We start from the raw sequence: 12,829 nt of genomic DNA, 5'->3' as shown, positions 1-12,829 counted from the left end.
GGGAGGAGGTCAGCGGGACGGGGGCGGGGACGGCGTCGTCAGGCGCCGTCCCTCCATTCTCTGCGGGCCTCGCGGCGGGCGCGTTGCGCCTCGCGGCGGTACTCCCGGCGCATCTCCTGCTGTTCGCGGCGCTGTTCCCTCATCGTTTCGTGGATGGAGCGGTGCAGCTCGTGCCGCTGGTCGCGCACGTCGCGCAGGGCGTCGCGGACGTCGCCGCGCACCTCGGCCCTGCGCTCCAGCCACCACTCGCTCCACTCGTTCAGGGCGCGGCGGATCGGCCTGGACCTGGAGTCGCCGACGACCTTGATCTCGCCCATCAGCACGTAGGCGCGGACCCGGACGACCGGGACGTTCTGCCCGGGGGGCGCCTCGATGACGTTGGCCTTCTTCTCCCCCATGATCGCGACGCCTTCGAGGTCGACGTCCACGCCGTCGGGCACGATGATCTTGACGCTGCCCATGACCGCGGTGGCGACGACGTCGATCTGGTTGGAGCGGACCTCGGCCTCGCGCAGGTCGAGCGTCACCTCGCCCATGACCGCGACCGCGCCGATCTCCTGGTCCACCCGCCACTTGCCCCGCCGCTTGTTCTCGCTCATGATCGCGACGAACCAGCGCCGGGCGCCGCCCGCGCGTGCGGGCGCGGCGTACGGGGGCGGAGGGGGGGCGGGCACGCCGGGCGCGCCGGGCAGGTCGGCGGTGAGCTGCGCCAGCTCCGTGTGAGTGCGCGCCAGGTATGCGGCCTCCGTGCGCTCCGTCAGCTCGGCCAGCGTGAGCCTGCCCTCGACCGATGCCTGCCGCAGCCGTTCGACTGCCGCTTCGCGCTCGGCGTCCGAGGCCCGCATTCCACCCGCATCGTTCATGCCATGAATCTAGCGCGTTCGTACACACTCGTCCGATCCTCCGCAAGGACGAAACGCGCTAGGTCTTGAGAACGAGAACCTCACGGCCCGGAGAGGGCGGGGGCGCAGCGCAGCACGTCCAGGGCCAGACCGGCGTCCCCGATGATCGTCGCGGGGAACTCCTCCGGCACGCGCCGGCCGCCGAGCAGGAAGCAGAAGTCCACCACGTCGCAGACGATCTCCGTCTCGGCGAGCGCGCCGTCGTCGGGCCGGGCCACCACCTGGACGTCGAGCGGCACGTGCCACGCGCCGCCGCCCGGCCCGGTCAGCGTGAGCCGCACGGCGCGCGCGCCGCCGTCCACGCCGGACAGCAGCATCGTCCAGGGAACCAGCCGCGCGCAGAAGTCGGCGGTCGGGTGGACATGGGCGGCCACCGGCAGGGGAAGGGACACGCGCATCACCGCGGCCGCGTCGGTGGTGTGGATCCAGGTCTCCAGCATGCGGGCCAGCAGGTGGTCCGCCAGCGCGAACGACATCCCGCCGGGCGCGATCGGCGTGCCCGGGTCCATCTCGGCGGCGCGGGCGCGGATCGCCTCGGCCTGGGCGCGCCACTCGGCGCGGGTCTCCTGCGGCGTCCGGCCGCCGGCGTAGGCGATCATGTCGGCGGTACGGCGCGGGACGTCGTTCTCCGTGAGCGGCGGGCCCGCCACCGGGGCCTCGATCGCGTCCGCGACCAGGCTGTCGGTGGCGGCGAGGTGGGCCACCAGCTCCTGCAGCGTCCAGCCTTCGACGATCTTCTGGGACCAGTCGGCCCGCGTGGCCGAGGCGAGCAGGGCGTCCATGGCCGCGACCCGGGCGGCGAAGGGCGCGGTGAACCCGGCGGGGGGCGCGGGACGGCGGGCGGAGCGTGCCGCCGACAGCAGCAGGTCCACGGCGCCCGGCGGGGGCGTGGCCGTCTCGGCCAGCACGTCGAGGCTCAGGCGGGTGAGCGGGTCGGAAATTCCGGGGATCTCGTCGCCGTGGCCGTAATGGCGCTCCATCACACCTCCTCTTCGGCCAGTTCGTCGGCGAGCCTGCGAAGGCCCATGCGGATCCGTGACTTGACCGTCCCCTCCGGCAGACCGAGGTCCTCGGCCGTCTGCCGATAGGTACGGCCACGGTAGTAGGCGAGTTCGATGGGCTCGCGTAATCCCCCGGGGAGCCTCGCCACCGCGCGCCGCACCCGGGCGGCCTCGTCGGCGGCCAGCACCCAGTCCTCCAGGGGGCTCGGGCTCGGCTCGGGCTCGGTCAGGCGGGGGCCGAGGACCGAGACACGGTGCCGCTGCTCGCTGCGCACGTGGTCGACGGCGCGCCGGTGGGCGATCGTGGCGAGCCAGGAGCGTAGCGAACCCCGGTCGGGGTCGAAGGCCAGCGGGCGCTCCCAGAAGGTGACGAACACCTCCTGGACGATGTCCTCGGCCACCACGCGGTCGCGGGTGACGCGCAGCGCCAGGCTGAGGACCAGCGGGTAGTGACGGCTGTGCACCTCGCCGAGCGCGCTCTCGTCGCCGCCGACGACGCGTTGGTGAAGCGACCGGTCGTCGGTTCCAGGCGTCTCCACCGGGCCCCCTTCGCTTGGTCCGCCACCGTCGGCCACCCCCGCACCCCATTCTTGTCGACAAATGCTGAGATGGAGAGCGGACGCGCAAGGCAACCCCGCGCGTCGGACGACGACCGCGCAACGACCCGCCGGGAGGATCCCGTGACACACGCCGTCTTCAACCAGGCGCCCCCGCTCACCGGCCACGACGTGTCCGCCGACCCGGCCCTGGTGGAAGGCGTGCGCCGCGAGGGCGCCGACTGGGCGCTGGGCGAGCTGCGCGCCCTCGGCACGCTGGCCGGGTCCGCCAGGGCCCAGGAGTGGGGACGGCTGGCCAACGAGCATCCCCCCGTGCTGCGCACCCACGACCGGTACGGCGGCCGGATCGACGAGGTGGAGTTCCACCCGGCCTGGCACGAGCTGATGGGCGTGGCGGTGGAGCACGGGCTGCACGCCACGCCGTGGGCGTCGCCCCGCCCCGGCGCGCACGTGGCCCGCGCCGCCAAGTTCCATGTCTGGTCGCAGGTGGAGGCCGGGCACGGCTGCCCGATCTCGATGACGTACGCGAGCGTGGCGGCGCTGCGGCACAGTCCCGCGCTGGCCTCGGTGTGGGAGCCGCTGCTCACCTCGCGCGCCTACGACCCCGGCCTGCGCCCGCCCGCGGCCAAGCGGGGCGTGCTGGCGGGCATGGCGATGACCGAGAAGCAGGGCGGGTCGGACGTGCGCGCGAACACCACCAGGGCCGAGCCGCTCGGTGACGGCACCTACGCGCTCACCGGGCACAAGTGGTTCAACTCCGCGCCCATGTGCGACGCGTTCCTGGTGCTGGCGCAGGCCCCGGGCGGGCTGTCGTGCTTCCTCCTCCCCCGGGTGCTGCCGGACGGCACGCGCAACGCGATGCGGCTCATGCGGCTGAAGGACAAGCTCGGCAACCGGTCCAACGCCTCGGCCGAGGTGGAGTACGAGGGCGCGGTCGCGCACCTGGTCGGCGAGGAGGGGCGCGGGGTGCGGACCATCATCGAGATGGTCAACATGACCCGGCTGGACTGTGTGATCGGCTCGGCGGCCGGCATGCGGTACGGCGTGACGCAGGCCGTCCACCACGCGCGCCACCGGTCGGCGTTCGGCGCGCGGCTCGCCGACCAGCCGCTGATGCGCAACGTGCTCGCCGACCTGGTCCTTGAGTCGGAGGCGGCCACCGCGCTGATGATCCGCCTGGCCGGCGCGACCGACAAGGCCATCAGAGGCGTGCGCGGCGAGGGCGCCCTGCGGCGCACGGCCCTGGCGGCGGCGAAGTACTGGGTGTGCAAGCGGGCCCCCGCCCACGCCGCCGAGTCCCTGGAGTGCCTGGGCGGCAACGGCTACGTCGAGGACTCGCAGATGCCCCGGCTGTTCCGCGAGTCCCCGCTGAACGGCATCTGGGAGGGCTCCGGCAACGTCGCCGCGCTGGATCTCCTGCGGTCGATCACCAGGGAACCGGACACCCTGGACGCCTTCTTCCACGAGGTCGAGCTGGCCAAGGGCGCCGACCCCCGCCTCGACGCCGCCGTCCGCGCCGCCAGGGACCTCCTCGCCGACACGGCCACCCTCGAACACCGCGCCCGCCAGGTCGCCGAGCGACTCGCCCTCGTCCTCCAGGGGTCCTTGCTGGTCAGGCACAGCCCCCACGCGCTCGCCGACGCGTTCTGCGCCTCCCGCCTCACCTCCGATCGCGGCCTCGCCTTCGGCGGCCTTCCCCCTGGAGCGGACCTCACCGCCATCATCGACAGGGCCGCCGTGACCACCGCCTAGTCGAGACCGGCGATCTCGTCCAGGCGGTGGTCTCCGCCGTCAGAGGCCGAGGGCCCGGGCGACGAGCCGGCGTAGCCGCTTGGCGTCGTCGGAATCGCCGGTCTGGTCGAGCTTGAGCTTTCCGGCGATGGACGCGAACGACCAGGTGGGCAGGATCACCGCCGCGCGGCACAGGGCCGCGAGGACGGTGGGGTCCGACTCGATGGGCTTGGTCTGCACCAGTGCGAACAGCTCACCGGCCAGGTAGCGCTGGGTCTCGATCGTGACGCGGCCGGCCGGCTCCGCGAAGAACGCGATGAGCAGCGGCGCCACGCTGCCCTTGGGCCGCACGTTCTGGACCGCGAACGCGCAGTACGAGGCCACGATGCTGTCGCGGTACCGCACGATGCCGGCGGGGCCGGTCTCCGGGACCAGGCGCAGCGCCTCCAGATGCTCCTGGACCGCGCTGAGCTGCAACGCGTCGAGCCTGACCTGCGTCTTGCTCGGCTCCTGCGCGCCGGGAGGCGTGCCGGCCGACAGGTGGCCGAGCGCGTAGAAGCACTCGACCATCGTCTCCTTCGACTCGTGGCCGGTGTTGACGCGCGCGTACGGCCCCGGGATCCCGCCGACGTACGACGTCCGCAGGAACGAGAAGCTGTCCCGCCGATCGATCATGACGAGGTTCTCGAACAGCTTGTCGACGCTGCCGGTGGGCGTCGAGCGCAGGATCAGCGGGATGCCGTCCACGTAGGAGGACCCCTGCCTGCGGTCCTCCCGGTCGATCGGCCAGCAGAACTCGTCCACGAACTTGGCGTTGGCCGAGGCGCTGCGCATCAGCGCCAGCTCGTCGCGGTGCCCGTGCTTGAGCATGTGCACCACGAGCTGCGCCTCGTCGAGCCGGGCGAGATCGAGGGCGAGGTCCTGCAGCAGCGCCTCGGACCGGGCGAACGCGGACGCGAGGTTGCCCGTCATCGACAGCATCGTCAGATCGCCGGCGGCCACCTTGCCGGTGCCGAACGAGGCGTACTTCTGGAAGCTCTTGCAGAGGAAGACCTCCAGGCCGCCGCCGGCGATGGCCTCCTTCAGGCCGCCGAGCACGACGTCGAGCTGGGTCCTGCCGTCGCGGGGCTTGAGCGCGACCTCGATGGTGCTGTCGAGGATCAGCGCGAACGGCGCGTCCCCCTTCTTGCGCGACTCCAGGGCCTTCAGCACGGCGCTCACCAGCCCTTCCGCCGACGGCGCGTCGAAGGGGGTGCTGGGGTTCAGCGCGGCGATCAGCACGTCGTCGCGCGGCGTCACCATCTGGCCCTTCTTGAGCTTGCCGAGCAGCAGTCCCGTCTCGAAGTAGTCGATCTTCTCGGTGGGACGGGAGACCTGGCCGTGGTCCCGCGACGACAGCGCGATCCACAGCGCCGTCCCGAGCGCGTCCATGCCGCTGGACATGTGGTGGCTGTCGAGCCGGATCCGCTCGCCGGTCAGCGGCGCGATGCTCGGCGCCCGCTCCAGCAGGATGTCCCGCATCGTCTGCCGGTAGTCGGTCCACGTGTAGTTCTGGGCCGCGGCGAGCACGAGGCCGATCTCGTCCACCATCAGGTCGACGGCGCGCATCGCCACCGACGGGTTCCCGTCGTTCTGCACGACGATGTCGACGAGCCGGCTCAGCGACCCCATGGCGTTGGCGGTCAGCGTGTCGAACCGCTTCGGGCCGAGGTCGCCGGTCAGGCCGAGCACGAGGTGCTCGATCATCGCGCACACCGGCGCCAGCCCGCTCCGCCCGCGCGCGATCTCCTGCAGGCGGGAGAACGGGCTGCCGGTGATGAGCTCCACGAGGTCGGCCCGCGTGTCGACGGTGAAGTCGGTCTTGGGCGGGTTCTTGCCGGTGTCCATGAGCTCGTAGAGCTGGTACGCCGAGGGGGTCGCGCCGAGCTCCTCCAGGATCATGTCCCACTCGATGTCGTCGTACTTGCCGGTGCCGCTCAGCACGCTGACGCCGGACCGCCCGGCGAGCGGCGTGACGGTGAGCCCGGCCAGCACGTCCGTGGCGACCATCATCTCCAGCTTGCGCAGCACCCGCGGGCTGTTGACCAGGATGTCGCCCTTGCCGAGCTCGACGGTCAGCGGCAGCTTGTTCAGGAAGTCCTTGGCGACGTCACGGAAGTTCGTGCGCCAGTAGCTGGCCGCGAGCTCGTTCTGGGGGGACAGGCCGCCCTTGTCGGAGCGCTGGGTCTTCGCCGCGCGGAAGCCGATCTGCTCGACGAGGTGATCCTGGCTGGTGCCCGCCACGGCCGTCAGCCCGAGCTCGGCGCGGCGCCGCTTGGAGTACGTGGTCTTGCCGCCGATGGCGTTGACGGTCTCCAGCACCTCCAGCAGGTGGCCCACCGAGGAGAAGTCGCGCACGTCGTCGGTGCGCCGCTCCAGCTCGACCAGGTCGACGGTGACCTGGCCCGCCGCGGCGAGGTCGAGCGCCTCGAACGTCAGCCGATCGCGGCCGCCCGGGGTCTCCTTGGGGAGCCCGCCGAGCTTCTCCGGGGGTAAGAGGTCGAGGCTGTGGAGCACGTTCTCGTGCTGCGGCACCCGCTTCTCCGGCGCCGGGGGGACGAGGGGCACCGCGGCGGTGGCCCGCATGAAGCCGCGGGCGAGGTCGCCCATGAGCCGCGACATGATGAGCCGGGACATCGTGCTGCGCTCGTGCGCTGGGCGCTTGGCCAGCGTGTCGGCGATGAGCTGCGCGGACCCGAGCGCCGCGGACGGGCTCATGGTCTCCAGCGCCTGCGCCACCGCCTTGGCGGTGGGGTCATCGGGCTTCGCGGCGAACGCCTGCCAGCCCTTCGGCAGCACCGCACCGGACGAAGAATCGATCGACATGACATCTCTCCCTTGATCCCACGCCCGGAGCCGGGCGACGGCGACAGCTGACGATGCTGGAGTCTGGACCGGTCCAAGTCAACGGGCGCAGCCGGCCGATCCGGCTCCGCTCACGGCGATGCCCGCCTCCGGTCGTCCGGGGGCGGGCATCGCCGGCGCGTCGTTCAGGTGAAGCGGCGCAGTCGCAGGCTGTTGGTGACCACGAACACCGAGGAGAAGGCCATGGCGGCGCCGGCGATCATCGGGTTGAGCAGACCCGCGGCCGCCAGCGGCAGGGCGGCCACGTTGTAGGCGAAGGCCCAGAACAGGTTGCCCTTGATCGTGGCGAGAGTGCGCCGGGAAAGGCGGATGGCGTCCGCGGCCACCCGCAGGTCGCCGCGCACCAGGGTCAGGTCGGACGCCTCGATGGCGGCGTCGGTGCCGGTTCCCATGGCCAGGCCCAGGTCGGCCTGGGCGAGCGCGGCGGCGTCGTTGACGCCGTCCCCGACCATCGCGACCGTGCGCCCCTCGGACTGCAGGCGCTTGACGACGTCGACCTTGTCCGCGGGGAGCACCTCGGCGATGACCTCCTCGATGCCGACCTCGGCGGCCACCGTGCGAGCGACCGCCTCGTTGTCGCCGGTCAGCAGGACCGGCGTGAGGCCGAGGGCCCGCAGGTCCCGCACGGCCCGCGCGCTGGTGGGTTTGACGGTGTCGGCGACGACCAGGACCGCGCGGGCCTGACCGTCCCAGCCCACGGCGACGGCGGTACGGCCCGCCGCCTCCGCCGCCCGGGCGGCGCGCTCGAGGCCGGCCGGTAGGTGCTGGGACCATTCCTCCAGCAGCCTGCGGCGGCCGACCAGCACGGCGTGCCCGTCGACGACGCCCTGGACCCCGAGCCCTTCGATGTTGGCGAAATCCTCCGGCGCCGGCAGCCGGCCCGTCCTCTCCGCCGCGCCGCGCGCGATGGCCTGGGCGATGGGGTGCTCGGAGGCGTGCTCCAGCGCCCCGGCGAGACGGAGCACCTCGGTCTCGTCCTGCCCCTCGGCCACGTGGATCTCGGCCAGCGACATCTTGCCCTCGGTCACGGTGCCGGTCTTGTCCAGCACGACCGTGTCGACCGAACGCGTGGACTCCAGGACCTCGGGTCCCTTGATCAGGATGCCGAGCTGGGCGCCTCTGCCGGTGCCCACGAGCAGGGCCGTGGGCGTCGCGAGGCCGAGGGCGCACGGGCAGGCGATGATCAGCACGGCGACCGCCGCGGTGAAGGCGGCCGCGGGGCCGGCGCCGGCGCCCAGCCAGAATCCGAGCGTGCCGAGCGCGAGCGCGATCACGACCGGGACGAACACCCCCGAGATGCGGTCGGCGAGCCTCTGGACCGCGGCCTTGCCGGTCTGCGCCTCCTCCACCAGCCTGGCCATCTGCGCGAGCTGGGTGTCGGACCCGACGCGGGTGGCGCGCACGACGAGCCGCCCGCCCGCGTTGACGGTGGCGCCGGTCACCGCGTCGCCGGGACCGACCTCCACCGGCACCGACTCGCCGGTCAGCATCGAGGCGTCCACCGCCGAGGAGCCCTCCTCGACCACGCCGTCGGTCGCGATCTTCTCCCCCGGCCGGACGACGAAGCGGTCCCCGGCCACCAGTTGATCGCTGGGGACGCGCACCTCGGTGTCGCCGCGGAGCACGGCGACGTCCTTGGCGCCCAGTTCCAGCAGCGCCCGCAGCGCGGCGCCCGCCCGGCGCTTGGAGCGCGCCTCGAAGTAGCGGCCCGCCAGGATGAACGCCGTCACGCCCGCGGCGGCCTCCAGATAGATGTTGCCCGAGCCGTCGGTGCGCTCGATGGTGAACGCGAACGGGTGGGTCATGCCCGGCACGCCCGCCCGGCCGAGGAACAGCGCCCACAGCGACCAGCCGAGCGCGGCGATCGTGCCCAGCGAGACCAGGGTGTCCATGGTGGCGGCGCCGTGGCGCAGGTTCGTCCAGGCGGCCTTGTGGAACGGCCACCCCGCGTACACCACGACCGGGGCGGCGAGGGTGAGCGACAGCCACTGCCAGTTGGAGAACTGCAGCGCGGGGATCATGGCCATCGCGATGACCGGGACCGACAGGACGACGGCCGTGATCAGCCGCTGCCGCAGCGGAGCCAGTTCGTCGGCCCTCTCGGCCTGCCCCTCGTCCTCCCGGGCGGGCGGGGCGGGAAGTTCGGCGGTGTATCCGGCCTTCTCCACCTCGGCGACCAGCGCCTGCGGATCCAGGCCTTCAGGGAAGCTGACCTTGGCCTTCTCGGTCGCGTAGTTGACCGTCGCCGTCACGCCGTCGAGTTTGTTGAGCTTGCGTTCGATGCGGTTGGCGCATGACGCGCAGGTCATGCCGCCGATCGAGAGCTCGACGGACCCGCCGGCGCCCGGCGGCCTCTCATCGGTGAACGAGGACATGCTCTCCCTCCTCTGTGATCGCGGCATGTCGGACCTCATGACCGTACGAGGCGCTCTATGGCCTCGGACGCTTCCTTGACCTTGAGCGCGGCCTCGTCGCCTCCCTTGGCGGTGGCGTCCGCGACGCAGTGCGCCAAGTGCTCTTCCAACAGGGCGAGCGCGAAGGATCGAAGGGCGCTCGTGCTCGCCGAGACCTGGGTGAGGACGTCGATGCAGTACTTGTCCTCTTCGACCATCCGCTGCAGGCCCCGCACCTGCCCCTCGATCCTGCGCAGCCGCCGCATATGGTCCTGCTTGGTACCGCTGTATCCCGCCATCTCGCGGCCTCCCCCCGTTGACGTTCTCTGTACGGAACACCATACCCCTCTATGGTATTCCGGAAAGTTCGCTGGTGGGCGCGCATCGGTACGCGCCCACCACCCGATCACCTAGGACGCGGCCCCGGCGAGCTCGTCACCGGCCTTCTCGTCGGCGTCGGCGACGGCGACCGGCTCCGCGGCCCGGTCCTCGGTGCCACAAGCACACGCAGTGCACATGATGTCCCTTTCATTTACCTAGTGGGGGTATCGCTCGGCGGTACGCTACCATACCCCCTAGGGGTGTGAAGAGATGCACTCCGGGCAGACCCGGTCATATCGACCGGCTACGAAAGGCAGGCGCGTCATGGACCACTCCGCGCACGTCCACCACGACAACCCCGGACACGGAGTCGACGATCACGGAGCCGGCGACCACGGAGCGGATGCGCACGGAAACGACGGGCACGGCGGCCACGGCGGGCACCACGGAGGCGGCGGCACGACCTCGTGGCGGACCGCCGCCCAGGCGACGTTGCACTGCCTGACCGGATGCGCCATCGGCGAGGTGCTCGGCATGGTCATCGGCACCGCGGCCGGCCTCCACAACGCCGCCACGGTGGTGATCTCGATCGCGCTGGCCTTCGTCTTCGGCTACGCGCTCACCGTGCGCGGGGTCCTGCGCGCGAACGTGCCGCTGCGCCAGGCCCTGAAGGTCGCGGTCGCGGCCGACACCGTGTCCATCGTCGTGATGGAGCTCATCGACAACACCGTCATGGTGGCCGTGCCCGGCGCCATGGACGCGGGGTTGGCCACCGTTCTCTTCTGGGGCGCGCTCGCCTTCTCCCTGGCGCTCGCGTTCACGGTGACCCTGCCGGTCAACCGCTGGCTGATCGGCCGCGGCAAGGGCCACGCCGTGGTCCACGCCTACCACTGATCACCGCGGCTCCGGGACGCGGAGTGGCGGCGCCTGATCCAGGCGGCTCCGCGGACGCGGTCACAGGTCGCGGCGGAAGATCAGGACGAGGACGCGGAGGGCCAGGACGGCGGCGACCACCAGGAGGTTGTAGGCGAGGAGCTGGTAGAGGGTGACCGCGGCGGTGACCTTCGGCCCCGACTCGACGCCGAGGAGCAGGACCGCCATCAGGCCCGTCGTGGCGGCCAGCACGGTCAGCAGCACCTGGTGGAGCATCCCGGTGACGTGCCGCCGGTCGCGCTCGTCGGCGAGCAGCCGGACGTTGACGGTGAGCCTGCCCTGCTCGGCCGCGCCGACGATCCGCTCCACGCGGCGGGGCAGCCTGCGCAGCATGGGCAGCAGGGCCGCGAGCTCGTCGGTGGCGGCCTTCCTGATCGCCGCCGGGTCGCGCCGCTCGGCGAAGTGCCGCCCGGCGAACGCCCGCGCCTCGCCGATCAGGTCGAAGCCGGGGGCCAGCCCGGTGAGCGTCCCCTCGACGGTGGCGAGCGTCCGGAAGACGGCCGCGACCTCGGGCGGGACGGCCAGGCCGTGGCCGGACACGATCCGGAACAGGTCGGTGAACATCCGGACGCCGCCCGCCGGGCCGTGGTTCAGGTGGCGGGCCATGAAGCGCCCCAGCTCGCGTTCCAGGCGCGGCTCGTCGATCTCGCCGGGCCGCGGGACGACCTCCAGCAAGGCGTCGGACACGCCGAGGGGGTCGCCGCGGTCCATGGCCAGCAGGAGCCGCTGAAGGGAGGCGCGCAGGCCGGCGTCGAGCCGTCCCACCGACCCGAAGTCGAGCAGGCCGAGCCGCCCGTCGGCCAGCAGCATGATGTTGCCCGGGTGGGGGTCGGCGTGGAAGACGCCGTCCAGCATGATCTGCCGGAGCAGCGCCTCCAGCAGCGTCCGGGCCAGTTCGCTCCGGTCGGCGTCTCCGGCGGCCGGCTCGGGCCCGCCCGGTGGCGGGTCGGCGGCCTCTCCGGACGGCGCGGGCGCGCGGGAGGGAGCCGGGTCCTCGCCGAGAGGACTGCCGTCCAGGCGTTCCATGACGAGCACCCGGCGCCCGCAGAGCGGGGCGTGGACCGCGGGCACGTGCACCGCCGTACCGGCCGAGACCGCCGCCACCGCCGTCATGTTGGCCGCCTCGACGCGGAAGTCCAGCTCCTCGCGCAGCGCGTCGGCGAACCCGCGCACCAGGTCGCGCACCCCGAGGGCGCGCCCCCACCGCGTGCGGACCTCCAGGGAGGCGGCCAGCCTGGCCATGATGTCGAGGTCGCGCTCCACGACGTCGGCGATGCCGGGGCGCTGGACCTTGACCACCACCCGTTCCCCCGAGCGCAGCCGCGCCGCGTAGACCTGGGCGATGGACGCCGAGGCGAGCGGACGGCGGTCGAACTCCGGGAACACCTCCTCGAGGGGGCCGGGCAGCTCGGCGGCGAGCACGCCCTCGACCTCGTCCCAGGGCGCGGGCGAGGCCCTGTCCCGCAGCAGGGTCAGCTCGTCGATGAACTCGGGCGACAACAGGTCGGGGCGGGTGGAGAGGATCTGGCCCAGCTTGACGAACGTGACGCCCGCGTCGTCCAGGGCGCCGCGCAGCGACCGGGCGAGCCGTGCCCGCCCGGAGGGGGCCTCGACGTCGGGGCTGCGGCCGCGCAGGTAGGGGCCGAGGCCGTGGCGGACCAGGACGCCGACGATGGCGAAGTAGCGGCGCGACCGCACGACCCTGCCGCGCAGCGACCGGGCCAGCTCGATGGGGCCGGGCACGGACCCGGTGGGCACCAGGGCCTCGGCGATGGCGAGGAACGTCATGGCCGCGAGCAGCGCGCAGGCGACGGCGAGGATCAGGAACCACAGCGGCGTGATGCCGGAGCTTCCCAAGGGGACGGAGCCGGCGAGCGCCTGGGCGAGCGGCCCGGCGAGCAGGTAGGCGAGCGCCCCGGCGACGAACGCGCGCACCAGGCCGAACCGCAGGTCGAGCAGTCGCCTGGCCACCAGCGAGAACAGGCCGATCAGGACGAGGATCGCGACGACGATGACGAGCGTCCCCACGAAGTCCACAGACGTCCCTCCCCCGGAACTCCGGTGACCGCGTCCACCGGCGCTGCGCC

At 72.7% G+C, this 12,829-nt stretch carries 9 protein-coding genes; 2 read left to right on the top strand and 7 right to left on the bottom strand.

The window, feature by feature from the left end; all coding sequences use genetic code 11:
- Positions 1-38: 38 nt before the first annotated feature.
- From BJ981_RS30775 to BJ981_RS30765, 3 genes are all read right to left on the bottom strand, one after another.
- Positions 39-863 (bottom strand): DUF1707 SHOCT-like domain-containing protein, encoded by an 825-nt coding sequence (locus BJ981_RS30775; RefSeq protein WP_184616909.1) that lies wholly within the window; start codon positions 861-863, stop codon positions 39-41.
- Positions 864-943: 80 nt separating this feature from the next.
- Positions 944-1,882 (bottom strand): maleylpyruvate isomerase family mycothiol-dependent enzyme, encoded by a 939-nt coding sequence (locus tag BJ981_RS30770; protein ID WP_184616908.1) that lies wholly within the window; start codon positions 1,880-1,882, stop codon positions 944-946.
- Positions 1,882-2,442: an RNA polymerase sigma factor gene (locus BJ981_RS30765; RefSeq protein ID WP_184616907.1), complete on the bottom strand. Its 561-nt coding sequence runs from the start codon at positions 2,440-2,442 to the stop codon at positions 1,882-1,884. The genes BJ981_RS30770 and BJ981_RS30765 overlap by 1 nt, the downstream gene beginning before the upstream one ends.
- A 141-nt stretch (positions 2,443-2,583) precedes the next feature.
- Here BJ981_RS30765 and BJ981_RS30760 point away from each other — a divergent pair, with 141 nt between their 5' ends.
- Positions 2,584-4,212, top strand: coding sequence for an isovaleryl-CoA dehydrogenase (locus tag BJ981_RS30760; protein ID WP_239139270.1), 1,629 nt, complete (start codon positions 2,584-2,586; stop codon positions 4,210-4,212).
- 39 nt (positions 4,213-4,251) lie between these two features.
- Here the strand turns inward: BJ981_RS30760 and BJ981_RS30755 are convergent, their stop codons facing one another.
- The 3 genes from BJ981_RS30755 to BJ981_RS30745 form a co-directional block, all read right to left on the bottom strand.
- Positions 4,252-7,056: a hypothetical protein gene (locus BJ981_RS30755; RefSeq protein ID WP_184616905.1), complete on the bottom strand. Its 2,805-nt coding sequence runs from the start codon at positions 7,054-7,056 to the stop codon at positions 4,252-4,254.
- Positions 7,057-7,220: 164 nt separating this feature from the next.
- The gene (locus tag BJ981_RS30750) at positions 7,221-9,470 is read right to left on the bottom strand and encodes a heavy metal translocating P-type ATPase (protein ID WP_184616904.1); all 2,250 of its coding nucleotides are present in this window, start codon (positions 9,468-9,470) and stop codon (positions 7,221-7,223) included.
- 35 nt (positions 9,471-9,505) lie between these two features.
- Positions 9,506-9,787, bottom strand: a complete 282-nt coding sequence (locus tag BJ981_RS30745; RefSeq protein WP_184616903.1) for a metal-sensitive transcriptional regulator — start codon at positions 9,785-9,787, stop codon at positions 9,506-9,508.
- Positions 9,788-10,133: 346 nt separating this feature from the next.
- Between BJ981_RS30745 and BJ981_RS30740 the strand changes: the two genes are divergently transcribed.
- Positions 10,134-10,703 carry a DUF4396 domain-containing protein gene (locus tag BJ981_RS30740; protein ID WP_184616902.1) on the top strand — a complete coding sequence of 190 codons (570 nt, stop codon included), beginning with the start codon at positions 10,134-10,136 and terminating at the stop codon, positions 10,701-10,703.
- Between the two features lie 60 nt (positions 10,704-10,763).
- On the opposite strand, the gene BJ981_RS30735 is transcribed toward BJ981_RS30740, so the two are convergent.
- Positions 10,764-12,779 carry an ABC1 kinase family protein gene (locus BJ981_RS30735; protein WP_184616901.1) on the bottom strand — a complete coding sequence of 672 codons (2,016 nt, stop codon included), beginning with the start codon at positions 12,777-12,779 and terminating at the stop codon, positions 10,764-10,766.
- Positions 12,780-12,829 lie beyond the last annotated feature (50 nt).

The organism is Sphaerisporangium krabiense, assembly GCF_014200435.1.
Lineage (GTDB): Bacteria > Actinomycetota > Actinomycetes > Streptosporangiales > Streptosporangiaceae > Sphaerisporangium > Sphaerisporangium krabiense.
This window is presented reverse-complemented; position numbering and strand designations above follow the sequence as displayed.

Excerpts from the sequence above, each read along its gene's own strand:
- BJ981_RS30755 (WP_184616905.1), bottom strand. The coding sequence starts at position 7,056 with ATGTCGATCGATTCTTCGTCCGGTGCGGTGCTGCCGAAGGGCTGGCAG.
- BJ981_RS30775 (WP_184616909.1), bottom strand. The coding sequence starts at position 863 with ATGAACGATGCGGGTGGAATGCGGGCCTCGGACGCCGAGCGCGAAGCG.
- BJ981_RS30750 (WP_184616904.1), bottom strand. The coding sequence starts at position 9,470 with ATGTCCTCGTTCACCGATGAGAGGCCGCCGGGCGCCGGCGGGTCCGTC.
- BJ981_RS30740 (WP_184616902.1), top strand. The coding sequence starts at position 10,134 with ATGGACCACTCCGCGCACGTCCACCACGACAACCCCGGACACGGAGTC.
- BJ981_RS30745 (WP_184616903.1), bottom strand. The coding sequence starts at position 9,787 with ATGGCGGGATACAGCGGTACCAAGCAGGACCATATGCGGCGGCTGCGC.
- BJ981_RS30770 (WP_184616908.1), bottom strand. The coding sequence starts at position 1,882 with ATGGAGCGCCATTACGGCCACGGCGACGAGATCCCCGGAATTTCCGAC.